Below are 22,555 nucleotides of genomic sequence, written 5' to 3'. Positions count from 1 at the left end.
GTGGCGCGACCGCCGGAACCCGCCCGTCATCGGCAGGGGAGCGGTCCAGGGCCTACCTGCGACGACCCCACTGAACGGGTGGGATCGGCGGCGGGGGCGGGCCGGGCGGCGGGGCCGGGCCGGGCGCCTGGGGTGGACCGGGCGGCTGGGGTGGACCGGGCGGCGGGGCCGGTGCCGTGGGCGGGACGGGCGACTGGTGCGGCAGCAGGTCGATCGGCTCGCGCAGGCGCAGCGCGGCGGGCAGGTCCAGCCGCCCCTCGCGCGAGGCGACCACGACGTCCCGTACCGCGAGCTTGGCCTCCACCGTGCACTGCCCGCTGCGGGCGGCGACGAGCAGGCCGTCGCGGACGACCCCGACGAGCCCGCTGATCCGGAAGAGCACGGTGAGGTGCACGGCGACGGTGGCGGCCTGGGCACCGTCCACGAGGAGGTCCACCGACGGGTGGTGCGTGGAGCTGATCGTGTGGGTGGCCAGGGCGACGACCTCCTCGCTGCCGGGGGACCGGCGCGTGCGGCGCGCCGCCTCCTTGAGGACCTCGTACTTGGACCAGCCCGAAGCCACCAGGGAGACGAGGTCGAGATCGAGGAAGCCGTTGACGACGGTGGCCAGCTCGCGCCCCACGGCCCGGTCGGCCGCGGTGGTCAGGCCGTGCGGGCCCGGGAGGAGGCCCGTCACCGCGCCACGGGCCCGTAGGGAGCCGGCGAGCGCTTCGGGGGCCTGCCCCTCGGGGCCCAGCAGCAGGTCCCGGACGGTGAGGGGCTCGACGACGGGAGCCGTGGTCATGGGCCCTCCTCCTTCAGCGTCTGGTCACCCGGGTCCGGGTGCGGTTCCAGCCGTACGGTGCGGGTAGGCGGGCCGGTCTCGGAGGGCTCGGCCACGTCCGTGGCCGCCGGGGCGGGGCGCAGCCGGGAGCTGACGTGCTCGTGGACCCAGAGCGGCCCGCGGTGGCGGTGACTGAGGAACGCGGATCCCGCGAGGGCCAGCAGGGCCACTCCGAGCAGGCTCGAACCGACGACCAGGCCGACCGGGATCGTGACGGGGGTGGGATCGGGGGTCGGGGTCGGCGTGGGCGGAGTCGGAGGCGTCGGGGTGGGCGGGACCGGACCCGTGCCGTTCACCGTGAACGCCGCCTCGGCCCCCACACCGGGGTCATTCGTGCATTGGGCCCGTACGGTGTAAGAGGCCTCGCTCGTATCCGGCGTCACGTCGAACGCGATGTCGAAGGTGCCGTCCCCGGCGGGCGCCACCGTGTCCCATTGCTCGCCCTCCCACGACAATGCCACCTCCGGGCAGTTGAATCCCGAACCGGTTATGGCCACGGACCCGCCACCGAACGGCAACGAGGGGGGATCGAGCGTCACCTGCGGGTCAGGCTGCGGTCGCGGCCCGGGCGCGGCGGTCACCGTGAATCGCTGGTCGGCAGAGACCTGCTCGTACCCGACGCAGGTTGCGGTGACCGTGTGATCCGTGGAGTCCGCCTCGGACGGAACGGCGAACTCGGCCGTGAACGCGCCGCCGTCCAGCGTGACCTCTGCCGGAGTGACGTCCGGGAGCGGGTTTCCGTCCCACGACAGCGTGACCGTACCGGCTCGGCCGCCGTCCGCGGCGCAGCCGTCGAACCCGGAGCCGGTCACGGCGACCGGCGTCTCTACGTCACCCTCGGCCGGGTCCAGTGTCAGGACCGTCGGCCCGGGCTCGGGTTCGGGTGTCACCTGGAAATCGGCGGTCGCCTTGAGCTTCGAGTTGACGGTGCAGAGCGCGGTGACGTCGTAGCTGCGCGCAGTCGCATCGGACGGCACCGTGACGTCGGTCTCGAACTCACCGGCGGCGTCGGCCGTGACGACGCTCGGGTTGTCGCCGCCCTCCCAGGTGATGCGGATCTCGGCGGCCTCGGCGGGGCGCGGCTCCGGCACCGGGCCGGCCTTCGTGCAACGGTCGAACCCGTAGCCGTGGACCCCCACCCGGCTCCCCGGCGGCCCTTCGGACGGATCGAGCGTGAGGGACCGCGCTGCCGCGGCCTGGACCGGCGAGGTGGCGGCAGGAGGGGCAACGGGCGCGCCCCACGCGAACGCCGTGCTCAACAGCACCGCGGTCAGCGAACGGCCGGCCCATCGGGCAAAGGGAAGCATGACCCTCCGTGAGCTGCCTCCCATTCTCCTCGGGGTCCCGCCGGCCCGCCTCCGCCGCCCTCGGGGCCGCAGCAGTCGGGGTCATCGCGTGCGCCCCATTCGCCTCAAGGTTGACCATCTCAACGCTGAGGTAAAAGCGGCCGCCGTGGTCACACGGCGCGATTCACGGCGCCGCAGGTGCGTCCGGTTGCTCGGCGATGATCAGGAACCGGTGCGCACGCACGTCGAGACGTCCTTCGGAGCGCATCCGATGGTGGAGGCGACGCAGCGCGGCTTCGTAGCGCTCGGGGTCGAAGTCGGGGATCTGCCAAGCGACCAGGCGCAGGTGGTAGACCACGGCGCCGATGTCGTAGAAGGTCAGCACCGGAAACTCTTCCTCCGCCCGGATCAGCCTCAGGCCCGCCGCGCACAGGGCCTCACTTGCCGTCCGAAGGGTCCAGCTGTCCGGCTCGTGCGCGGCCGTGGCGCCGAGGGCTTCGTTCAGGCCGGCGCAGTCTCGGCTGCCCACCTGCTGTGTCACCAGCGTGCCGCCGGGGCGCAGCGTGCGATGGACTTCGGGCGCGGCCAGACTTCCGTGGCGGTTCAGCATCAGGTCGATCGACCTGTCCGGAAGGGGCAGTTGCGCCCGGTCGGGGGCCGGCACGACCGTGACCCCGAGCGGTTCCAGTCGATCGCGCGCAATGGCGACATTGGGCAGCCAGCCCTCGGTCGCCCACGTCAGCCGGGGCAACGGCCGGAGCGAGGCCAGCAGCTCGCCACCACCCGTGTCGACGTCCAGCAGGCGATCGGCAGTGGCGATGTGCGCGCGGGCGATCGCCGGATAGGACCACGACGGTTCCGAGCCCTCGGCCCGTCCGGACAGCCAGCCGAAGTCCCACCCCTCGATCGGAGCGGCCATCGCGGCGGAAACCAACTCGTCGTACCGGGCAGCGGTCATGTCCGGAGGCTAGGGACGCCCACGGGATCCGGCAACGGAATTCCTCCGCGATGTGCCGGATGACGGGCAAGGGGGGGCATCGGCCGCTGGGTCGTCGCGCCTCGCCAGGATTTCAACTGCCGTTCTCCTGTGCCGAGATGATCGTATCGGCTGGTTTTTGAGCCCGCGTCAGGAGGGCTATCGTGTGCCGCATGTCAGCCCCTGAACTCATCCGCATCGTCTCCCGCGACTCGCCCATGGCCCTCGCCCAGGTGGAGCGCGTCCGCGCGGAACTCGCCGCGCTCCATCCCGGCACCGCCACCGAGGTGGTGCCGGTCAAGACGACCGGCGACAAGTGGATGGGGGACCTGGCCGCCGTCGAAGGCAAGGGGGCTTTCACCAAGGAAGTGGACGCGGCCCTGCTCGACGGGAGCGCCGACCTCGCCGTGCACTGCGTCAAGGACATCCCCGCGGACCGGCCGCTCCCGGCCGGGACCGCCTTCGCCGCCTTCCTCAAGCGGGACGACATCCGCGACGCCCTCGTCCACCCCGACGGGCTCGCGCTGGACGAGCTGCCGGCCGGCACCCGCATCGGCACCTCCTCGGTCCGCCGCATCGCCCAGCTCGCGGCCTCACACCCGCACCTGGAGTGCGTACCGATCCGGGGCAACGCCAACAGCCGGCTCGACAAGCTCGCCGCCGGGGACGCCGACGCCCTGCTGCTGGCCGTCTCCGGGCTGGAGCGGATCGGCCGGCCCGACGTGATCAGCGAAATCCTGTCCGCCGAGACGATGTGCCCCCCGATCGGCGCGGGCATCCTCGCCCTCCAGTGCCGGGAGGGCGACACCGCCCTGATCGAAGCCGTGAGCGCCCTCGGCGACCCCGCCACCCACCGCGAAGCCACCGCGGAGCGCATGTTCCTCCACGTGCTCCAGGGCCACTGCAACAGCCCGATCGCCGGATACGCCTCCAGCGAGGGCGACGGAGAACTCGCGCTGTACGCGAAAGTCTTCACCCCGGACGGCAAGCGGATCCTGCGCGCACACGAATGGGCCGGCCCGCTCGACCCCGCCACCCTCGGCACCTCCGTCGCCGTCGCCCTCCTGCGGCAGGGCGCCCGAGAACTCATCGACGGCATCGCCCACTGACGGCACGGCGCGGCCCGGGTCGGCACGGCGCGGCCCGGCTCGGTCCGGTCGCTACGTCGTGCGCGTGAAGGCCCGGCGGTAGGAGCGGGGCGGGACGCCTCGGCGTCGTACGAACTGTTCGCGCAGCACTGCGGCGCTCCCGTAGCCGACCTGGCGGGCGATCTCCTCGACCGGAAGGTCCGTGGTTTCCAGGAGTTCCTCGGCTCTGCTCAGTCGCAGGCTGCGCAGCCAGGCGTGCGGGGTGGTGCCGGTCGCGGCGCTGAAGCGGCGGGCGAAGGAGCGTTTGCTCATCATGGCGCGGTGGGCCAGTTCCGTGACGGGCAGGGGCTGGTGGAGGTGCTCGCGGGCCCAGGCGAGTACCTCGGCGAGCCGTTCGTCCCGGCCGTTCTCGGGGGCGGGCGCGGCCAGGTACTGGGCCTGCCCGCCGTCGCGGTGGGAGGGCAGCACCATGTCCCGGGCGATCGCGTTGGCCAGGGCGGCGCCGTGCTCGCGCCGCAGCAGGTGCAGGCACAGGTCGAAGCCCGCCGCGGCGCCCGCGCCCGTGACGATGCTCCCTTCGTCGACGTAGAGGGCGTCAGGATCCACGGTGACGTGCGGGTGGCGGCCGGCAAGCAGTTCGGCGAACCGCCAGTGGGTGGTCGCCCGCCGGCCGTCGAGCAGTCCGGCGGCGGCGAGCGCGAACGTGCCGACGCAGTGCGCCGCGACCACGGCGCCGCGCCCGTGCGCGGCCCTCAGCGCGTCGAGTACGGCGGGTGCGGGTGGTGTCCGGAATCCGGCCCCGGGCAGGGCTATGAGCAGGTCGGCCGAGGCGAGCCGGTCCAGGCCGTGCGCGATGGAGACGGGGACGCCGCAGTCCGTGGAGACCGGTCCGGGCCGGTCGGCGCACAGGGCGAAGTCGAAGCCCGGTACCGCTGCTCCGTGGGGACCGAACACCTCGGTGACGATGCCCACGGCGAGCATGCCGACGCCGGGAGGGACGTACGCGGCGACGGTCTTGAACGGGGGCACGGTCACGGTCACGGTCACGAGCGCAGTGTGGCACACGGTTGGCACGAAAGCTGCGATGAGAGGCATCTCTGCCACTCGTGAACTGCCGCCGCTCCCGGAAGGATTGAGGCCATGACAGACGCACCGCTCGGCCGCAGCGCCGCATACAAGATCCTGACCACCGGCTACGTGGGATCCACCGGTCCCGGAGTGGCCGCGACCGTCTCCTACGTACACGACGCGGGACGGCACGTGATCTTCGACCCGGGGATGGTGGCGAGCCACGACGACATCCTCGTCCCGCTCGCGGAGCTGGGGCTCGGGCCCGAGGACATCACCGACGTGGTGCTCAGCCACCACCACCCGGACAACACCATGAACGTGGGCCTCTTCGGCCGTGCCCGGGTGCATGACCACAAGGTGGAATACCTCGCCGATCAGTGGCGGAACCGGGACGCGGAGGGCTACGAACTCACCCCCTCGCTGCGTCTCATCCGCACCCCGGGCCACAGCCTTGAGGACATCACACTGCTGGCGGGCACCGGTGCGGGCGTGGTGGCCTTCGCCGGCGACCTGTGGTGGCACGCGAACGGTCCGGCGGACGACCCGGTCGCTCCGGACCGCGAGGTTCTGCGCGCCTCCCGGCTGCGGGTGCTGGCCGCGGCGGACCTGATCGTGCCGGGCCACGGCGGCCCGTTCGAAGCCGACGTCAACACCCCGCTGTAGCGGTTGGTTCCGTTGGGCTGACGACTGCTCGGCTCAGGTCGCCGACCTCACCCACCTGAGCCTCCGGGCGTTTGGAGAACGGCCCCGGGCGTCACTTGTGGACGACGGTCCGGCCCCCGATGACCCAGAGGCCGGCCGGGACCGGGGCGCACTGGGTGGCCCGGCCGGGCTTGCTCGGGTCCGACAGGTCGGCGCCGGCCCAGCCGACCCGGCGCTCGCCGTGCTCGTCGGCCGGGTAGAAGGTGAGACCTGTCTCGGGGTGCCAGCCGGCCGGCCCGGTGGTCGCCGGGCCTCCGCCGACCGGGGTGACGGTGGCCGTGGCGACCGGCCCGGTGACGGTGACGGCGCCACCGTCGGTGTTCAGGCAGTCGACGTCGAACTCGACCCGAACGGTGCCCTCTCCGATGAACACGTGCTGGACGACGGCGTGCCCGCGGGTGCGGCCGTCGACGTTCCGGGCTTCCACCCAGGCGGTGAGCCGCTCGCCGGGGTTGGCGCCCGGACCGTGCTCGTTGAGCAGGGTCCAGCTGAGCAGGGTGAGGTGCTCGGCGGGCACTGGTACGGGGGCGGCCCCGGCGGCCCCGGCCGCCCCGGCGGTTCCGGCTACGAGGGCCAGGGCCGAGGCGACGAGTGCGACGGTCGTGGTGAGCCTGCGCATGATCAATCCTCCACGGAGAGCGGGGAATCGGACGTTCACCCGCTGCCGTCAAACCTCTCAGCTCGCCCCGTCCGCGGCTTCCCCCGTACGGAGGGACCGCCTCCCCCGGGCGGGGGAGGCTCTTCGACACGTCCTTCGCAGTGCTACGTGGCGGAGGGGGCGATGCCGTCGGGACCCGCACCCGCTGCCGGTCGGTTCGTGTAGCGGTCGCGCAGGGCGCCGCTGGGCGCGAGGCGGGAGTTGCCCCACGCGGCCGGCGTGACGATCACAGGGCGCAGGGAGCGCCCCAGGGGAGTCAGTACGTATTCGTGGCGGACCAGAGAGCGGAGACGGCCCCCGCGGCGCAGGAGCTTCACTGCGGCTCCGCCCAGCCGTTCCGGACGGCGTGACCGCCGAGCTGCATCCGGGTCCGGACGCCGGCCAGGTCCATGAGGTGGCGCAGGCGCCGCTGCAGCGTGCGCGGTGACACACCGAGCTGGGTCGCGACCGCCTGGTCGGTCAGACCGGCCAGCAGGAGCGCGAGGATCCTGCGGTCCAGGTCGGTCGGGCCCTCCTGCCCGCGCTCGACGGTGGTCTCGGCGGCTCCGCCGGTGCCCGACAGCTCCAGGGGATGGGCGGTGCGCCATACCGTCTCGAACAGCGCGTCCAGCGCGTCCAGCAGACCGCTGCGGTGCAGCAGCACGGCGCCGGGCTCCCCGTCCGGTGTGACCGCGAGCGGCACGAGGCCGAGGTCGGCGTCGGCCAGTACGAGTTTCATCGGCAGCTGGTCGGCGACGCGCAGTTGCACCCCGTTGTGCAGGGAACGGATCGCATCGGTCACGATGCCCGGCTCTGCCAGCGCGGCCCGGTCCAAAACCGCCCGGAACCGCACGCCGCGGCCGAGGGCCACGGGTTCGGCGGTGTTCTCGTCGGGGGGCACGGCGACGAACGGTGCGGTGATGAAGGTGCGGATCTGCCTGCGGGCCGCGTGCTGTACCTGGAGGAAGCGGTGACCGATGGCGTCGACGCCCGTGACGACCTCGATCAGATCGTTGATGCTGCTCCCGGTCATCGCCGCCCGGTGTTCCTCGGCGAAGGTCACCAGGGCCTGCTCGGCCATGCGCAGCCCGTCCCGGCGCTGGCTGATGAGAGAGCCGAGTGCCATCGCCGGCGGCGCGGCGGTGAACCGCTCGTCCGCCGACCTGATCACCAGTCCCCACCCGACCAGCCGGGACAGGGCCGTGTCCACGTCGGCCCGCGGTACGAGGAGCCGGTCCGACAGCAGCATCGCGGTGGAGTCCGGCAGCCCGAGGAGCACCCGGTAGACGCGCTCGTCATCGGGTTCGAGGCCCAGCACATCCAGCATCGACGACCGACTCCGTTCCGCTTGCGACAGCGGGGAGAGTATGCGCCACGGCGGCAGGACATGAGTAGTCCCTGCCGGCAGCAACTGCGACGGGAAGGGCCCCGGGGAGTCGCCTCCCCGGGGCCCGACGGTGCGGTTCATCGCAGGCCGTACGCCCGGATGATCTCGTTCTTGACGCTGTAGCCGCTGTTCGTCTCGGCGCCCGCGCGGACCGAGACGAAGCCGCCGGGCTTCTTCGCGGTCCTGAACGAACCCTTCCAGTAGCCGTCGGCGCCCTTGGCCAGGGTCACCTTCTGCCAGGTGGCGCCGTCGTCGTACGAGACGTCCAGCTTCACCGACTTGACGGTGCCCGGCACGGTGCCGCCGTCCATCGACACCGGCTTGAGCGCGATCCGCTGCTCCGCATTGGCCTTGACGTCGCCGTGCAGGTCCGACTCCAGCTTGTAGTCCAGGTTCAGGACCGAGAACCGCTCGAAGAAGTCGGAGTCGACGGTGTCGGACATGAAGGTCCACTCGGTGTGGGTGCGCGTCGAGAGCCGGAAGAGGTCACCGGGCCGCTCCGCGTCGAGGACGGCGCGGTAGGGCAGGTTGCCCTTCGGCACCTCGATCCACTGCATGTCCGTGCTGTGCGGATTGTCATGGATCAGCGTCTTGCCCTGGAAGACCTGAAGGTGGGTCGGCGTCTCGCCCCACGGCAGGTAGCCGCCCAGCCGCATGGTGTCGCTGGAGGAGGCCCACGCCTGCACGTTCCACGTCATCTGGTTCTGCCAGCGGGAGTTGTACACGCCGAAGGACTCGCCCTGGCCGGGGCGGATCGCCGGGGCGAACCAGTCCAGACGGGTGGTCCTGCCCTTGGCGTACGTGTTGTCGCCCGACACCATCACCCACGGCATGGCGCCTTCGACGCCCTGCGCGTGGAACTCCCTCCAGACCTGGCCGGGGGTCACCCATTCGGTACGGGTGCCCGGGTGCCACTCGCGCTCGGGGAGGTTGAACGACGGGTTGAGGGTGAAGTCGGAACGGTAGCCTTCCGCCGCCCCGCCCTGCGCGGCCGAGTAGTAGCGGGCATCGATCCGGGCGAGGTCACCCCGGGTCGGCTTGTAGACCAGGGCCCGGTCCGGCACCCGGCCGGGGTAGTCCCGGGTCAGGTCGTAGACGAACGGCGTGTACTCGGTCTGCTTCGCGGTCAGCTCGAAGGCGCCGGTCTTGGCCATCGCGATGAGGGTCCTGCCCGCGTCGCGGTGCACGGTGGCGACCGGGATGGCCGACTCGCCGACGTACTCCATCAGGGCGCCGACACCGTCGTTGACCACGATCAGGGCCTTCGCACCGGCCGCGACCGCCGCCTCGGCGCGCGCCTGCGGCGAGACCGCGTCGCTGCGCTCGACGACGACGGCCTTGCCCTTGGCGCTGACCTTCTCGTACGCGGCCGCCGCGCCGTTGCCCGCGTAGACCGTGTCCAGCTTGTCCGTGGCGGTGCCCAGCGCGCTGCCCGCCTGTACCAGCGCCTCGAAGCCCAGGCGGCCGCCCAGAGCGCTCAGGGTGAGCGGCGGCTCGCCCTTGCGCCAGCGGGTGATCAGCATGAACTCGCCCTGCGTCATCGGCTCCGTCGGCGAGACGTACACGTCGTCGTACGTCGGCGGCACCACGTACCCGCTGCGGAAGTCCGTGAACGGGTCGAGGCCCTTGTAGTGGACGTTGAAGTCGACCTTGCGCTGGCGGTCCTCGGTGCGCTGCGGCGCCTCGGTCTGGAGCAGGCGCGCCTTGCGGGCGTCGAGCACCACGTCCGCGGAGCGGTCCTTGAGCAGGGTCTCCGGGTCGACCATCACGGCCAGGCCCGAGCGGTCCGCGTCCTCGCCGGCCACGTCGAGATAGGCCGCGACGGTGTACGTACCGGGCGCCATGCGCAGGGTGGTCTGGCCGTCGACGTACACCGACCACGGCCAGAGGTCACCGGCCAGGTTGACCGTGGCCCAGCCGGCGGCGGGCTTGCCGTCCCGGCCGACCAGCTTGATGTTCAGGTCGTAGCGCTCCTCCTCCTTGAGCAGGGCCACGGAGGTGCGGGTCACCGGCTTCCCGGTGGTCGCGTCGGTGCCCATCACGTAGCCGACGTCCCGGCCTGCCGGGGCGGTTCGCGGGTCACCGGTCACCGGGACGACGGCGGTGCCGCCCGCGGGGACGGTCACGGTGGCGGCTCCCAGCTTGAACGGGCCGCCGTCGTCGGTCAGTGCCAGGTTCAGCCTGACGTCGGCGGAACCGGAGTTGGTGAAGGTCAGGTCCTTGGTGACGGCGGCGTCGCTCGGCTCGTGCGGCCACGTGTAGTTGCCGAAGAAGAGCGATCCGGTGCTGCGGACCGTGGTGCGCACGGCGGCGGCCACGTCGAGACGGCCGGTGCCGACCTCGTACGGCGAGTACCGGTTGCCCAGCCCGTTCGCGGTGCTCATCAGGTGTTCCTTGAGCCGGGCGCCGGTCCAGTCCGGGTGCTGCTGGGCCAGGATCGCCGCCGCGCCGACCACGTGCGGGGTGGCCATGGAAGTGCCGCTGAGGGTGCGGTAGAGGCCCTCGCCGCCGCCGCTCATCTCCTGGGAGCGGGCCGCGGTGATGTCCACGCCGGGCGCCGCGATGTCCGGCTTCATGGCGCCGGAGTAGGCCAGTGGGCCGGTGCTGGAGAAGGACGCGAGCTGGTCCTGCTTGTCCGTGGCGGCCACGGTCAGCGCCGAGGCGGCCGCGCCCGGGGCGGAGATGCTCTCCGGGCCGGCGTTGCCGGCGGCTATGACGAACAGGGTGCCGTACTGCGCGGACAGTGCGTCGACGGCCTGCGACATCGGGTCGCTGCCGTCCGTCGGATAGGAGTCGCCGAGGCTCATGTTGACGACGTCCGCACCGGACTCGGCGGCCCACTGCATGCCGGCCATGACCCAGGAGTCCTGGCCGGAGCCCTCCGGGCCGCCGAGCACCTTGCCGACGACCAGGTCGGCGCCGGGGGCGACGCCCTTGTTGACACCGCCGGAGGCGGCTCCCGAGCCGACGATGGTGCCGGCCACGTGCGTGCCGTGCCCGTTGACGTCGGTGACGCCCTCACCCGGGACGAAGCTGGCCGTGCCGTCGATCAGGCCGGCGAAGTCGGGGTGGTTGACGTCGATGCCGGTGTCGAGCACCGCGACCTTGACGCCCTTGCCGGTGTACCCGGCCGCCCAGGCCTCGGGCGCGCCGATCAGCGGCACGCTCTCCTTGAGGTTGGCCTTCACGCGACCGTCGAGCCACAGCTTCGCCACACCCGCGCCCAGCGTCGTGCTGCCCCGCGGCGCGACGTCGGTCCAGAAGGTACGGGCCTGCCGTTTCTCGGTGCTGAGCGCGGCGCCGCGGATGCCCTTGAGGTCGCGGGTCAGCTTGCTGCCGCGGGGGGCCGTCGGCTCGCCGGCCGAGCGGGACTTCGACGGGGCGTACGTCGCGATCAGCGGCACCGCGGCCGACTTCGCGTCGTCGTAGCCCATCTCGATCAGATCGGTGACGTTGAACAGCCGCCGGTCCAGCTTGTCGGTGCCGAGCAGTGGCACCGCCTCGTCCGGGATGACGAACAAGTCGCCTTTGATCTGCTGGACCTTCACGCCGCCGACGGCGCCGGCGGGCCGCTTGACGTCGGCGGTCTGCCGGCCGTCGGCCATCGCGGTGACCGTGACGACATCGCCGGTGACCAGGGTGACCTCGTGGGTCGCCGAGGGCTGGGCGGGAACGGGGGGCTTGCTCGGAGCGGCTTGAGCGGGCGTCTGCAGAACGGCGAGCCCGGACGCCAGCAGCGGCACCACGCCGGCGGCCGAGAGCAGCTGCCAGCGCCTGCGCCGGAAGGCGGAAGCCTGAGAGGGGGAGGACATGCCATGGGTCTATCCGCCCGGTAACACCGACGTGAAGGGCTGACGGCGGCAAGTCCTCGCCATGGCAAGGATTCGCCAGCCGTGAACCGCGCGAATCCGGGCAAGGCGGCGGCGTGCCGGGACAGTTGCCCGTCACGTGGCCGTGGCCGACGACCTGGGCCGTGGCCGACCACCTGGGCCGTCGCCGTTCCTGAGCCAGTGGCCGAGGGACACTGTGTGAGTGCTGATCATGGATGCCGTACTGGAGACCTACGGGGCCACAGGCTTCACCCTGTGGCCCATCGCCGAACCGTCCGTAGACCGCCTTCTGCCCCTGTCCGGACAGCTGTCGCCGCGGCAGGTCGGCACGGCCATGGCGATCCTGACGGACTACGACAAGGAGGACGGCGAGGGTGGAGTCCCCGCGCCCGAGAACGGTGCGGAGCAGATCCGCGCTCTGGTGACAGCGGAGTGTGTCGCCGCTCCCGGTGGTCTGAGGATCCGGGACACCGCCACCGGGGTTACGGCGTTGCCCGGGTGCTGTTTCGGACTGGAGAACTGGCGGGACTGGCTCGTCCTGGCCGACGGCGAGCGGCCCTGGCTCGGGCACGATCCGACGCCGCGCGTCGAGCACGTCGGGGAGACCATCCGGCTGTGGCCCGATGCGGACCGCACCGAGGGGCTCCCCATCGACATTCCCCGGGCCCGGTTGCCCGACCTCCTGGGCTCCGTTCAGGAGGAACTCGTCGCCTTCCTGGCTTCCGTCGGCCGGTGGGCCGAGCAGTGCGCTCCGCCGGTGGCCGCGGCCCTGGTCGGGAAGCTTGACGAGGGCCTGGTCATATCCGCCCCGCTGCCGGACAGCCGTGGCTGAGATGCTCGTCGGCGGTCGTCCGCTTGTCCGGTTGTCGGCTTGTCCGCTCGGCGGCTCGTGGCCCGCCCGTGAGGGTGAGGAAGGCCGGCAGCAGCAAGGCGATGGCCCGAGGCAGCCGGTCAGAGTGCACTCTCCCGCTCCGTGCGTCCGGCCGGGACGGGAATCGGCCGGGCCCTAGCGTGGGTCCGGAACGATCCGGGCGTACCGTCGCCAGGATCCCGGTCTTTCGGAGGAGCCCTACCATGCCCGTCGGAATCTCTGAGCTCACCGGGGACTACGTCCTCGACCCCGCCCACACCCGCATTGGCTTCGTCGCCCGCCACGCCATGGTGACCAAAGTCCGCGGCGCGTTCCACCAGTTCGAGGGGACCGCCCATCTGGACGGCGCCGATCCGGCCCGATCCACCGCCCAGGTGGTGATCAAGGCCGAGAGCATCGACACCGGCGTCGAACAGCGCGACCAACACCTGCGCACCAACGACTTCCTGGACGCTCCCAGCTTCCCCGACATCACCTTCCGCACCACCTCGATCGAGCCTCGCTCGGATGCCGAATACCGCGTCACCGGCGACCTCACCATCAAGGACACCACCCGCCCGGTCACCGTCGACTTCGAGTACACCGGCAATGCCGTCGACCCCTACGGCAACCTGCGCGTCGGCCTGGAGGGATCGGTGACCATCTCCCGCAAGGAGTACGGCGTGACCTGGAACGCGGCCCTGGAAGGCGGCGGCGTGCTGGTCGGCGACAAGGTCGTCCTGGAGTTCGACATCTCCGCGATCAAGCAGGGCTAGCGGCTCCCGACCGCTCGACCGCTCGACCGCTCGACCGCTCGACCGCCCGACCGCCCGGCACGCCGGGCCGGCGGCACGACCACACAGGTGGCCGACGGGTGCTGCGTTCCGCGACGGGTTTCCTCGATGCGGTGCGATTGCCTCTCGGGTGATCGCACCGCCCAGACTCCCTAGGCTACGTTCGTGGTCATCGCCCCCCCCCGCAACGAAGGAGCCCCGAAGGAGCCCGGTGGCGCGCGCTTACGGCTTCGCTCATCTCCGCAGCCGACGGACCGGTCAGGTCAGGTCCGTCTTCGGGTTCACGGACCAGTGGTTGCTCTTGAAGACGCTCCCGGCGAAAGTCACCTCGGCTTCCGAGACGAAACGGAAGCCGACCGAGCGGCAGATGCCGTTCGAGGCGGCGTTGCTCGTTGCCGGGTAGGCGTGCACGATGCCCCAGCGGTCCTCATCCCGGGCCAGCTCCAGGAGAGCGCGGACGGCACGCTTGCCCAGCCCCTGGCCTTGGAACTCGGGCAGAACCATCCAGCCGATCTCGGAGACCGGACCCTGATCGCAATCGTGGGACCAGAGGTTCACCGTCCCTGCCACCACCTCGGGAGCGGCCGGATCGGGGACGATCATCTTGAACCAAGCGAGGTCGGCGGCCGCCTGCTCGGCATCCCGGCGCACCTTGGCCGCCATCTGCTCGGGCGGCTGCGGTCCGCCGAGGTCGGCCATCATGACGGGATCGCATCGCATCCGGACATAGGCGTCGACATCGTCCGGCGACACGTTGCGCAACCTCACGGGCTCCTCCTCGGGTTCACCGAAGATCGTCGCACGGCAGCTGTCTTGGGCGACGCCGAACGCTCATGCTCCCGGCCGAGACTCCGCAGGGCAGCGGCGCAGGATGCCCGCGTGGCCGGGGTCAGGCGAGGGTGAAGCGGCTGCTGGGTTCTCCCCGCAGCCGGCCTCTCGGCAGCCTGCGGCCGAAGGCGAGCAGGAGGAGGTCTTGGGCGGCGCCGTACACGGGAGAGCCGGATCCGTACGACCAGTCCAAGTCCTCGGCGCACAGCCGCACTCCGGAGAGGTCGGCGCCGAAGAACCTCAGGCCGCTGGGCCGGATCCCGTTGAGCAGCACGCGCAGCCGGTCCTCGGGGACCCGCCGGTCGAGGCCGAGGGCGACGGTGATGTCCAGTCCGTGCACCACGTCATGGCCCAGCGCCGCCGCGAACCCACCGACCGGTGGCGTCCAGGGGTGGTGCGCACCCTCGCGCACAAAGGCGGCGAGCGCGGCGGTGGAATGGACGGCCGCGTCCCTGCGGGCGACACGGTCGGTCATCCGGTGCAGGTTCCCCCGCGCCTTGGCCAGTTCGCCCAGGGTCCCCGGCAGCGAGAGCCGGAACCCCATCGACATATGGGCCGCGACCTCACGGACCCGCCATCCCGTGCAGAGGCTCGGCCCGTCCCACTGATCGGGTCGCAGGCCGTCGAGCAGGTCGGCCAGCTCCTCGCGTTCCGCCGCGATCCACGCCCTGACCTCAGCGTTCCTGCCCTTGTGCGATGTCGGGTTCTCCATGCGATCAAGCCTGCAGCCAGCCGAACGATCCCCGCGCAGTAGGCGAACCCGGGACCGCCGTTCCGGTTCTTGACGGGCCGTACGGTCAGCCGGGGCCGCTCACCGAACGCCGTGCCCGGGGGTGTCTCCGGGGTTCCAGGTGTATTCCATCTGGCGAGCGGTGCGGCGGGCGAGTTCGACACCGTAGAGGCGCCCGACGATGTGGAGGCTGGCGTCGATGCCCGCGCTGATTCCCGCGGAGGTGACGATGTCACCGTCGTCGACCCACCGCACGTCGCGCCGCACCCGGATGTCCGGCCAGCGGTCGGCCAGTTCGTCCTGGTCCTCCCAGTGGGTCGTGGCCGGGCGACCGTTCAGCGCGCCCGTGGCGGCCAGCGGGAAGGCGCCGGTGCAGATGCTGAAGGTCAGCGCGGAGGTCTTGCGGCGCCGGGCCAGCCAGTCGATGACCTGCGCGTTCTCTTCGACCGCCGTGGTGACCCCGCCGGGGATCACCAGGACGTCGAAGGGCGGGTCCTCGTCGAGCGTGTGGTCCGGTACGACCTTCAGTCCGCCCCGGGCGCGGACCGGCCGAGCGGCCGCCGCGACCGTCACGACGCGCAGCAGGGGCTCGTCGGCGGCGGTACGGGCCAGTCGGCCGGCCGTGCTGAAGACCTCGAAGGGGCCTCCCATGTCGAGGACTTCGACCTCGTCGAAGACGAGCATGCCGAAGGTGAGCGGGGCAAGGGTGTCACGGTTCATGGCACCAGACTCCGGGTGGACGGGCTCCGCTGATAGTGTCGTAAACGTCGAGCACCGCTAGGATCCCGTCATGCCTCATCACCGGATCGCCTGCCTCGCCTTCGACGGGATGGCGCCGTTCGAGCTCGCCACGGTCGTCGAGGTCTTCGCGGTCCCACGGCCGGAGCTGGACGTGGACGGCTGGTACCGGTTCGAGCTGTGCGCCGAGACACCCGGACCGCACCGGGTCGTGGGCGGCTTCGACATCGTGGTGCACCACGGCCTGGACCGGCTCCGGTTCGCCGACACCGTCATCGTCCCGGGAGTGGCGGACGTACCCCGTGACGTCCCCCCCGCCGTTCTGGACGCGCTGCGCGCCTCGTACGCGCGAGGAGCGCGGGTGATGTCGATCTGCAGCGGGGCGTTCGCGCTGGCCGCCGCGGGTCTCCTGGACGGCAGGGAGGCGACCACGCACTGGCGGCACGCCGAGCTGCTCCGGACGCGATATCCGCAGGTCACGGTCAGCGCATCCGTGCTCTACATCGACGACGGCTCGGTCATCACGGCGGCCGGCACCGCCGCGGGCATCGACGCCTGCCTGCACCTCGTCCGCAAGGACCACGGCTCGGCCGTCGCCGCCCGCGTGGCGCGCCGCATGGTCGTGGCGGCGCACCGCGAGGGCGGCCAGGCCCAGTTCGCGGAGCGTCCCGTGGTGGGCGAGGCCCCCGCGGACGACCCCATCGGCAGCGCCATGGGCCATGCACTGGACAACCTGCACCGGCGCCTCGCCGTCGGTGAACTGGCCGGCGTCGCACACCTGTCGGTACGGCAGTTCGAACGCCGTTTCGCCGACGCGACCGGCCTGCCGCCGGGACGCTGGCTCACGGACCAGCGGATCCGGGCCGCGGCCGTGCTGCTGGAATCCGCGGACCAGCCCCTCGACGTGGTGGCCGGCCGGGTGGGCCTGACGGTCGCCGGTTTCCGTCACCACTTCCGGAAGACGATGGGCGTCAGCCCCTCGACCTACCGGCGCCAGTTCCGGGACGCACCGGGCAACGCCGCACGCGAGAACGCGGTGAACGCGGTGAACGCGGAAGCCTGACCGGCGAGGCTGTCGTGGAGGTGTCGTGGAGGTGCCTCGGACGGGTGTCCGGGTGCGCCCGGGCCCCGGCTCCGGCGCGGTGCGGACCGCCTTGAGGAGTGGCTCAGAACCGGTACAACTCGTTTCCGGCAGGGTCCAGGATCAGGACCAGACGGCCGTTGGGCCAGACCACCAACTGGTCCGGATAGTAGTCCAGTTCAAAGGGCTCATCCGGTGCCTTGGTTCCCGACCACGGCCGCTGCGCGTCCGCGTCGCCCACCGTCACCACCGTGACCTTGGCGCCCGGCTCCAGCCACTCGCTCCAGCAGTACGGTTCGAGTACGAGCTCCAGCGGGCTCCGCCCGCTGTTGGTGACCGGGAGCCGGGCGACCGGAGCGGCCGGGTCCCAAGGCTCCGGCGGTGCGAGCACCACGGGTTCCGCCTCCTCGGCCGACGGGGCGCGCTCCGCGCCCGCGACGGCGCTCTCGCCCGCCGCCGGGCCCCGTTCCCCCAGACGTTTCCAGAACATCCGGGGAGCCTACCCGCCGCCCCTCCCGGGTTCAGCGCTCGGGCAGGACCCGGCCGTCCTCGTCGAGCGGGGGGTGGAGCCGTGTGGGGTCCTGGGTGTTGACGTCGGACGGGCGCGGGCCTTCGGGGCCGTCGACGCCCCAGCGCACCAGGCGCCGGGTGCGGGCGATCTCGTACATGCTGCCCTGGAATTCCACCCGGTTGACGCGGCACCCGGCCCGAAGCCTGTCGGCGGCCGCGGCGTACTCGGCCAGCTCCGCGGCCGCCGGGCCGGTGGAGCCCGCGCCGGCGGCGGTCACGGTACGGGCGTCGCTGTGCATGTCGGCGTCGTACGCGATGAGACCGCGCATCCGCGGCCACATCCACGTCAGGGAGAAGTCCAGGGCCTTGCGGGCGGAGTGCGCGCTGGTGTGCGGGCCGTTGACCGGTGTCCAGCCGCCCGCGGAACGCTCCACGATCATGAACGACGGCGGCAGCAGCAGTACGTCCGGATGGCTGTCCAGCGCCCGCTGCGCGTCGGAGCGCACGTCCTCGGGGAACCGGCCGCCGGAGTAGGACAGGCCGCGCAGTGCCAGCTGTTCGACGGCCTGGGCCGGGGTGACCGGAGCGTCGGGATCCAGTACCAGGTCGTCGTCCACGTCCGGGCCCGCGCTGCCGCGGGACCAGTCCGGGACGGGCGGTTCCGGATCGCTCGGGCGCGGCCCTTCGATGCCGTCCGGGCCCGTGACGGCGTACTCCTCGGCGCGCACGATCCGGTACCGGATCCCGGCCACGGCGACTTCGTCGACCCGTTCGACGTCCAGGCGGGCGACCGCCGCGAGCAGGGCGCGCCGTTCCGCCCGGTCGTGCGCATCGTCCTTCGCGCGGAACCACAACAGGGAGTTCATGCTGTCGCGGGCCTGCTGCGGGCACCCGCCGGTGACGGCGCTCACCACCCGCCAGCGGGGCCCGTCCCCGGCGCCCTGCACAGCCACCCCGAACACCGGTCCGCGTACGACCACATCGCCGGCCCGGGCATTGGCCTCGACCGCGTCGGCTTCCGCCGCGGCCTCCACCGGCTCCACGGGCACCCGCACCACCATCGGCCGCGATCGGGCCGGCCGCCCCACATCCCCACGGTCCATGCGCCCATCCTGCAGATCCGCACACGGCCCCGCCCCGGATTCTCCGGTTCCGTACCCGCCGGGAAGCCACGTGTGGCAAGGTGCGGGCGCCCTGCGATGATCGCGCGGTGAGTGACGCGAGTGGTGTGAGCGACCTGGGTGGAGGAGCGATTCCGGTGGCGGCGGATGCCGTCGAGTAGCGGCGACCGGCGCGGGGGAGCAGCGCCTACCGGTGCTCCGGGGCCCGCGGCGGCGGGGGCGGCGGAGACGGCTGCGGGGGCGGGATCGCGGCGCTGCCGGGCGCCGTCTCGGGCCAGACCAGCAGGACGGGGCACGGCGCGTGGTCGACGACGAAACGGCCGGCCGGTCCGAGGCTGCGGGGTCCGAGGTGGGTGCGGTCGCCGTCACGGGCGAGGACCAGCAGGTCGGCACCCGCGGAGGCGGCCACGACTTCCCGCTCGGCACGGCCGGTGCGCTCCTGCCGGGTGCACGGGCGGCCCAGCCGCCGTGCGGCGTCCGCGAGGAGTTGATCGGCGGAGGCGGCGGCCAGGTGTTCCAGCCGTGTGCCGGGATCGCGTTCGGGGTGGCCGCGGCCGAGGAGGCCGGCGAACGCGCCGTGCGCCGCGCCGGCGACGTCGACCGGGGTGACGTGGAGGAGGACGACGTCCGCGCCGGCGGGAGCGTGGTCGCGGGCGGCGTCGACACAGGCGGGCCAGGTGCCCTCGGCGATCCAGACCAGCACGGCCATGGGGTTCAGCCTCCTTGCATCGCGGTCAGGGAGACCCACAGTGCCAGCACCGCGGCCGCCAGGCTTGCCGGTACGGCGTACAGGCCGAGCCGTGTGAACTCCTTCAGCTCCACCTCGGCGTCGTGGGCGTGCACGATGCGCCGCCACAGCAGGGTGGCCAGCGAGCCGGCGTACGTGAGGTTGGGGCCGATGTTCACCCCGAGCAGCACGGCCAGGACCGCGCCGGGCCCGGACGGGGCGGTCAGCGGCAGCAGTACGAGTACGGCGGGCAGGTTGTTGATCATGTTGGCCAGTACGGCGGCCAGCGCGGCGATGCCCAGCAGGGCCGGCAGGCCGGTCCCGTCGGGGATCAGCCGGCCGAGGGCCGAATCGAGGCCGTTGTCGACGACGGCGCGGACCACGATGCCGAGGGCCAGGACGAAGGCGAGGAAGGGCAGCGCGGCGGCGCGCACGATGGCGGCCGGGGTGGTGCGGCGCCGTGCGAGGGCGCGTACGGCGAGGACGGTGGCGCCCGCGAACGCCGCCCAGGCCGGGTCGATGCCGACCGCGGAGGTGACCACGAACCCCGCCAGTGTGCACGCCACCGTGGCCAGGGCGAACAGCGGTGCCTCGCTCGGTGGGGCGGTGGCCGGGGCGGCTGAGCCGGCGTCCAGGTCGGTGGCGAAGAACCGGCGGAACACGACGTACTCGACGCCGATGGCCACCAGCCAGGGCAGGGCCATCAGGGCGCCGAACCGGGTGAAGCTGAGTCCGCTGGCGGTGAACGCCAGCAGGTTGGTGAGGTTGGAGACCGGCAGGAGCAGGGAGGCGGTGTTCGACAGGTGGGTGCAGGCGTACACGTGCGGCCGTGACCGGGCGCCGAGCCGCGCGGCGGTGGCGAACACCACCGGGGTCAGCAGCACGATGGTGGCGTCCAGGCTGAGCACCGCGGTGATCACCGAAGCGAGGGCGAACACCTGCGCCAGCAGGCGGCGCGGCCGTCCCGCCGCGGTGCGGGCCATCCACGCGCCGCAGGCGTGGAACAGCCCCTCGTCGTCGCACAGCTGGGCCAGGACGAGTACGGCCGCCAGGAAGCCGATCACCGGCCCCAGCCGGGCGGCCTCCTCTGCCGCGTGGTCCAGCGAGATCGCCCCGGTGGCGATGACGGCACCGGCGGCCGGGACGGCGACGACGGCCTCCGGCCAGCCGAAGGGACGGATGACCGCGCACGCCAGCACGACCACGAGAAGAACGGCGGAGAGGGCCTCCGCGAGAGCGGTACTCACACCGCATCTTCTCCCGGTCGGCGGATGCTCCGGCAAACGACGAGGCTCCGGCAGGTCCGGCGCGGTCCGTGCCGCAGGCGCACTGGGTGCGTCGATGGTGACGGTGCACAGCGGGGGAGGCACCGGCATCATGGCCGCGGCTGTTGCCGCGGCCCGCGACTTCCCGCGCCTGCGGGTCCTCGCCTTGACCGTGGTCACCAGCATGACCGGTTCCGACCTCGCGGATGTCGGGGTCGACGCCTCGACCGAGGAGCAAGTGCTGCGGCTGGGGCGGCTGGCGCACCGGGCCGGGTGCCACGGCGTGATCGCGTCTCCGCAGGAAGCCGCGCAGCTGCGCGGCGTGCTGGGTGCCGGCTCCCTGATCGTCACGCCGGGCGTCACGCTGCCCGGTGAGGAGCGGGCCGAGCACGCCCGACCCGGGACGCCGCGTGCCGCCATCGCCGCGGGGGCGTCACACATCGTCCTGGGCAGATCGGTCACCCGAGCGCCGGACCCCGTGGCCGCGGTACGGCTCGCCCGCGCCGACCTGGCGGCGGACGGGTGATGGCCGTCCCGGTGCTCGCAGGACCGTGGCGGCCGCAGAGGCGGACCTCTTCGTCCGCAACACGATCGCCGCCCCTCCGCGCGTTGATCCGCGGCTTCGGGCAATTGCTGCAGGAGCTCGGGGCACACCACCCGCTTACCATGATCAACGGTCAATGGTGAATGGACCGACGTGGCCCCGTGCAAGGAAAAAACCTAAGTGAAACCCGTATCTGATGTCAGGCAATTCCGAAGACTGTGGCTGGCGACGGCCACGTCGAACCTTTCGGACGGGGTGAGTCTGGCTGCCGCACCACTGCTCGCGGCCAGCATCACCCGTGACCCCGCGCTGATCGCCGGGATCACGGTGGTGCAGCGGGCTCCCTGGCTGTTCCTGGCCTTCATATCGGGGGCCATGGCCGACAGGCTCGACCGCAGGCGCGTCACGCAGGCGGCGAACTGGATCCGCGCGGCGGCCTTCGCGACCCTGCTGGTCGCGGTGGTCTCCGACAGCATGTCGATGTCGCTGCTGTACGTGGTCTTCTTCGCGATCGGCACCGCCGAGACCCTGTACGACAGTTCGACAGCCGCGTGGCTACCGACGCTCGTCGAGTCGAAGGACCTGGCCTGGGCCAACGGCCGACTACAGACCACCTACGTCATCTGCAACGAATTCGTCGGGCCCCCGGTCGGCGGATTCCTCTTCGCTGCCGCCGCATTCGCCCCCTTCGCCCTGGGCACGGCGGGCTACCTGGCCGCGGTGGGTCTGCTCGCGTTGATCCCGGCAGCGGTCAAGCACCGCCAGGAGGCGGAGTACGAGCCGCTGACGGTGAGGTGCGTCAAGGAGGACATCGGCGTCGGTGCCCGGTGGTACTGGTCGTCGCCCACACTCCGGGCGATGAGTCTGGTGGCCGCGGTGGGAAATGCGGCCAGTGCGGCGAGCTACGGAATCCTCGTGCTGCTGGCGCAGGAGGAACTCGGGGTATCGGAGAGCGGGTACGGAGTCCTGCTCGCCGCAGGTGCCGTCGGCGCGGTCACGGGCGGTATGGCAGCCGGAAAGGTCGGGGAGTGGCTCCGGCCCGGCACGCTGATCCTCGTCACGAACCTGGTCTCGGCGGCGTCCACCGCCGGCATGGGCCTGGCCGTCAACCCGGCCGTCACGGTCGTGTTCATGGCACTCGACGGATTCGCCGTCCTCATCCAGACCATCCACGTCGTCACACTGCGACAGCAGATCGTCCCGAACGAACTGATGGGACGGGTCACTTCCGTGTACCGCGCCCTCGCGGTCGGGTCCTTCAGCGTCGGGGGGATCGCCGGAGGTCTGGTGGCCAAGTCCTTCGGGATCCCGGCTTCCTTCTACGCAGGCGGAGCGGCCATGGCCGTCACTGCCTTCATGGTGCTGCCGGTCCTGAACAACGCGCGGATCGCCCGGGTGAAGGAAGAAGCGGAAACGTCACGGGCCTCCGAGCGGCAGCGCGAGGGAATCTCGCAGTAGATCTCTCCCGGGGTGTGACCGAGATACGTGCCGAAGGGGGCAACGGGATGATCTTGAAACCCTGAGCGCCCGTCGGCCGTCACCCAGAGCACGCTGCCGGCGTAACGGG

The 22,555-nt window shown here is 72.1% G+C and carries 22 protein-coding genes; 7 read left to right on the top strand and 15 right to left on the bottom strand.

What is annotated here, in order from left to right:
• Positions 1-52: 52 nt before the first annotated feature.
• The 3 genes from ADK52_RS41510 to ADK52_RS14655 all read right to left on the bottom strand — a co-directional run bounded on the left by ADK52_RS41510 (position 53) and on the right by ADK52_RS14655 (position 3,067).
• Entirely contained in the window at positions 53-784 is a 732-nt protein-coding gene (locus tag ADK52_RS41510) for a hypothetical protein (protein ID WP_063783844.1), read from the bottom strand.
• Entirely contained in the window at positions 781-2,130 is a 1,350-nt protein-coding gene (locus ADK52_RS14660) for a hypothetical protein (RefSeq protein ID WP_159045953.1), read from the bottom strand. Before ADK52_RS14660 ends, ADK52_RS41510 begins: the two co-directional genes overlap by 4 nt.
• A gap of 163 nt (positions 2,131-2,293) precedes the next feature.
• The gene (locus ADK52_RS14655) at positions 2,294-3,067 is read right to left on the bottom strand and encodes a class I SAM-dependent methyltransferase (RefSeq protein ID WP_053690228.1); all 774 of its coding nucleotides are present in this window, start codon (positions 3,065-3,067) and stop codon (positions 2,294-2,296) included.
• 191 nt (positions 3,068-3,258) lie between these two features.
• On the opposite strand from ADK52_RS14655, the gene hemC reads away from it, so the two are divergent.
• The gene (hemC, locus tag ADK52_RS14650) at positions 3,259-4,194 is read left to right on the top strand and encodes a hydroxymethylbilane synthase (RefSeq protein ID WP_053690227.1); all 936 of its coding nucleotides are present in this window, start codon (positions 3,259-3,261) and stop codon (positions 4,192-4,194) included.
• A gap of 51 nt (positions 4,195-4,245) precedes the next feature.
• Here the strand turns inward: hemC and ADK52_RS14645 are convergent, their stop codons facing one another.
• Positions 4,246-5,154: a GlxA family transcriptional regulator gene (locus tag ADK52_RS14645; protein ID WP_053690265.1), complete on the bottom strand. Its 909-nt coding sequence runs from the start codon at positions 5,152-5,154 to the stop codon at positions 4,246-4,248.
• Between the two features lie 159 nt (positions 5,155-5,313).
• On the opposite strand from ADK52_RS14645, the gene ADK52_RS14640 reads away from it, so the two are divergent.
• Complete coding sequence (locus ADK52_RS14640) at positions 5,314-5,907, top strand: MBL fold metallo-hydrolase (RefSeq protein WP_053690226.1); 594 nt, start codon at positions 5,314-5,316, stop codon at positions 5,905-5,907.
• Positions 5,908-5,998: 91 nt separating this feature from the next.
• Here the strand turns inward: ADK52_RS14640 and ADK52_RS14635 are convergent, their stop codons facing one another.
• The 4 genes from ADK52_RS14635 to ADK52_RS14620 all read right to left on the bottom strand — a co-directional run bounded on the left by ADK52_RS14635 (position 5,999) and on the right by ADK52_RS14620 (position 11,782).
• On the bottom strand, positions 5,999-6,565 hold the full coding sequence (locus ADK52_RS14635; protein WP_053690225.1) for a hypothetical protein: 567 nt from the start codon (positions 6,563-6,565) through the stop codon (positions 5,999-6,001).
• 143 nt (positions 6,566-6,708) lie between these two features.
• Positions 6,709-6,921, bottom strand: coding sequence for a hypothetical protein (locus ADK52_RS43670; protein ID WP_053690224.1), 213 nt, complete (start codon positions 6,919-6,921; stop codon positions 6,709-6,711).
• The gene (locus tag ADK52_RS14625) at positions 6,918-7,910 is read right to left on the bottom strand and encodes a helix-turn-helix transcriptional regulator (RefSeq protein WP_053690223.1); all 993 of its coding nucleotides are present in this window, start codon (positions 7,908-7,910) and stop codon (positions 6,918-6,920) included. Before ADK52_RS14625 ends, ADK52_RS43670 begins: the two co-directional genes overlap by 4 nt.
• A 137-nt stretch (positions 7,911-8,047) precedes the next feature.
• Positions 8,048-11,782, bottom strand: a complete 3,735-nt coding sequence (locus ADK52_RS14620; RefSeq protein WP_053690222.1) for a S8 family serine peptidase — start codon at positions 11,780-11,782, stop codon at positions 8,048-8,050.
• Positions 11,783-12,002: 220 nt separating this feature from the next.
• Here ADK52_RS14620 and ADK52_RS14615 point away from each other — a divergent pair, with 220 nt between their 5' ends.
• On the top strand, positions 12,003-12,632 hold the full coding sequence (locus ADK52_RS14615; protein ID WP_053690221.1) for a hypothetical protein: 630 nt from the start codon (positions 12,003-12,005) through the stop codon (positions 12,630-12,632).
• Between the two features lie 242 nt (positions 12,633-12,874).
• On the top strand, positions 12,875-13,426 hold the full coding sequence (locus ADK52_RS14610; protein WP_053690220.1) for a YceI family protein: 552 nt from the start codon (positions 12,875-12,877) through the stop codon (positions 13,424-13,426).
• Between the two features lie 276 nt (positions 13,427-13,702).
• On the opposite strand, the gene ADK52_RS14605 is transcribed toward ADK52_RS14610, so the two are convergent.
• From ADK52_RS14605 to ADK52_RS14595, 3 genes are all read right to left on the bottom strand, one after another.
• Positions 13,703-14,212: a GNAT family N-acetyltransferase gene (locus ADK52_RS14605; RefSeq protein WP_053690219.1), complete on the bottom strand. Its 510-nt coding sequence runs from the start codon at positions 14,210-14,212 to the stop codon at positions 13,703-13,705.
• 121 nt (positions 14,213-14,333) lie between these two features.
• Complete coding sequence (locus tag ADK52_RS14600) at positions 14,334-14,984, bottom strand: maleylpyruvate isomerase family mycothiol-dependent enzyme (RefSeq protein WP_053690218.1); 651 nt, start codon at positions 14,982-14,984, stop codon at positions 14,334-14,336.
• 99 nt (positions 14,985-15,083) lie between these two features.
• The gene (locus ADK52_RS14595; RefSeq protein ID WP_053690217.1) at positions 15,084-15,722 is read right to left on the bottom strand and encodes a DJ-1/PfpI family protein; all 639 of its coding nucleotides are present in this window, start codon (positions 15,720-15,722) and stop codon (positions 15,084-15,086) included.
• Between the two features lie 70 nt (positions 15,723-15,792).
• Between ADK52_RS14595 and ADK52_RS14590 the strand changes: the two genes are divergently transcribed.
• Positions 15,793-16,803, top strand: coding sequence for a helix-turn-helix domain-containing protein (locus ADK52_RS14590; protein ID WP_053690216.1), 1,011 nt, complete (start codon positions 15,793-15,795; stop codon positions 16,801-16,803).
• A gap of 103 nt (positions 16,804-16,906) precedes the next feature.
• On the opposite strand, the gene ADK52_RS14585 is transcribed toward ADK52_RS14590, so the two are convergent.
• From ADK52_RS14585 to ADK52_RS14570, 4 genes are all read right to left on the bottom strand, one after another.
• Complete coding sequence (locus ADK52_RS14585; RefSeq protein WP_053690215.1) at positions 16,907-17,311, bottom strand: hypothetical protein; 405 nt, start codon at positions 17,309-17,311, stop codon at positions 16,907-16,909.
• Between the two features lie 31 nt (positions 17,312-17,342).
• The gene (locus ADK52_RS14580; RefSeq protein ID WP_053690214.1) at positions 17,343-18,434 is read right to left on the bottom strand and encodes a DUF5954 family protein; all 1,092 of its coding nucleotides are present in this window, start codon (positions 18,432-18,434) and stop codon (positions 17,343-17,345) included.
• Between the two features lie 205 nt (positions 18,435-18,639).
• Positions 18,640-19,161 (bottom strand): universal stress protein, encoded by a 522-nt coding sequence (locus ADK52_RS14575; RefSeq protein ID WP_053690213.1) that lies wholly within the window; start codon positions 19,159-19,161, stop codon positions 18,640-18,642.
• 5 nt (positions 19,162-19,166) lie between these two features.
• A complete protein-coding gene (locus tag ADK52_RS14570; RefSeq protein ID WP_053690212.1) occupies positions 19,167-20,426 on the bottom strand; it encodes an SLC13 family permease in 1,260 nt (419 codons plus the stop codon).
• Between ADK52_RS14570 and ADK52_RS14565 the strand changes: the two genes are divergently transcribed.
• Both ADK52_RS14565 and ADK52_RS14560 read left to right on the top strand, forming a co-directional pair.
• Positions 20,359-20,970, top strand: a complete 612-nt coding sequence (locus ADK52_RS14565) for an orotidine 5'-phosphate decarboxylase / HUMPS family protein (protein WP_078988328.1) — start codon at positions 20,359-20,361, stop codon at positions 20,968-20,970. The genes ADK52_RS14570 and ADK52_RS14565 overlap by 68 nt on opposite strands.
• Positions 20,971-21,168: 198 nt before the next feature.
• Positions 21,169-22,446 carry an MFS transporter gene (locus tag ADK52_RS14560; protein WP_078988327.1) on the top strand — a complete coding sequence of 426 codons (1,278 nt, stop codon included), beginning with the start codon at positions 21,169-21,171 and terminating at the stop codon, positions 22,444-22,446.
• The last annotated feature ends 109 nt before the right edge of the window (positions 22,447-22,555 follow it).

It is taken from the genome of Streptomyces sp. WM6372 (assembly GCF_001279655.1).
Taxonomy (GTDB): Bacteria; Actinomycetota; Actinomycetes; order Streptomycetales; family Streptomycetaceae; genus Streptomyces.
The sequence above is the reverse complement of the archived record's forward strand: the minus strand, read 5'-3'. Positions and strand labels throughout refer to the sequence as shown.

What these genes read in the sequence shown, in the direction of transcription:
- ADK52_RS41510 (WP_063783844.1), bottom strand. Translation starts at nt 784, where the DNA reads ATGACCACGGCTCCCGTCGTCGAGCCCCTCACCGTCCGGGACCTGCTG.
- ADK52_RS14660 (WP_159045953.1), bottom strand. Translation starts at nt 2,130, where the DNA reads ATGCTTCCCTTTGCCCGATGGGCCGGCCGTTCGCTGACCGCGGTGCTG.
- ADK52_RS14655 (WP_053690228.1), bottom strand. Translation starts at nt 3,067, where the DNA reads ATGACCGCTGCCCGGTACGACGAGTTGGTTTCCGCCGCGATGGCCGCT.
- hemC (WP_053690227.1), top strand. Translation starts at nt 3,259, where the DNA reads ATGTCAGCCCCTGAACTCATCCGCATCGTCTCCCGCGACTCGCCCATG.
- ADK52_RS14645 (WP_053690265.1), bottom strand. Translation starts at nt 5,154, where the DNA reads ATGCTCGCCGTGGGCATCGTCACCGAGGTGTTCGGTCCCCACGGAGCA.
- ADK52_RS14640 (WP_053690226.1), top strand. Translation starts at nt 5,314, where the DNA reads ATGACAGACGCACCGCTCGGCCGCAGCGCCGCATACAAGATCCTGACC.
- ADK52_RS14635 (WP_053690225.1), bottom strand. Translation starts at nt 6,565, where the DNA reads ATGCGCAGGCTCACCACGACCGTCGCACTCGTCGCCTCGGCCCTGGCC.
- ADK52_RS14625 (WP_053690223.1), bottom strand. Translation starts at nt 7,910, where the DNA reads ATGCTGGATGTGCTGGGCCTCGAACCCGATGACGAGCGCGTCTACCGG.
- ADK52_RS14620 (WP_053690222.1), bottom strand. Translation starts at nt 11,782, where the DNA reads ATGTCCTCCCCCTCTCAGGCTTCCGCCTTCCGGCGCAGGCGCTGGCAG.
- ADK52_RS14610 (WP_053690220.1), top strand. Translation starts at nt 12,875, where the DNA reads ATGCCCGTCGGAATCTCTGAGCTCACCGGGGACTACGTCCTCGACCCC.
- ADK52_RS14600 (WP_053690218.1), bottom strand. Translation starts at nt 14,984, where the DNA reads ATGGAGAACCCGACATCGCACAAGGGCAGGAACGCTGAGGTCAGGGCG.
- ADK52_RS14595 (WP_053690217.1), bottom strand. Translation starts at nt 15,722, where the DNA reads ATGAACCGTGACACCCTTGCCCCGCTCACCTTCGGCATGCTCGTCTTC.
- ADK52_RS14590 (WP_053690216.1), top strand. Translation starts at nt 15,793, where the DNA reads ATGCCTCATCACCGGATCGCCTGCCTCGCCTTCGACGGGATGGCGCCG.
- ADK52_RS14585 (WP_053690215.1), bottom strand. Translation starts at nt 17,311, where the DNA reads ATGTTCTGGAAACGTCTGGGGGAACGGGGCCCGGCGGCGGGCGAGAGC.
- ADK52_RS14580 (WP_053690214.1), bottom strand. Translation starts at nt 18,434, where the DNA reads ATGGACCGTGGGGATGTGGGGCGGCCGGCCCGATCGCGGCCGATGGTG.
- ADK52_RS14575 (WP_053690213.1), bottom strand. Translation starts at nt 19,161, where the DNA reads ATGGCCGTGCTGGTCTGGATCGCCGAGGGCACCTGGCCCGCCTGTGTC.
- ADK52_RS14565 (WP_078988328.1), top strand. Translation starts at nt 20,359, where the DNA reads ATGACCGCGCACGCCAGCACGACCACGAGAAGAACGGCGGAGAGGGCC.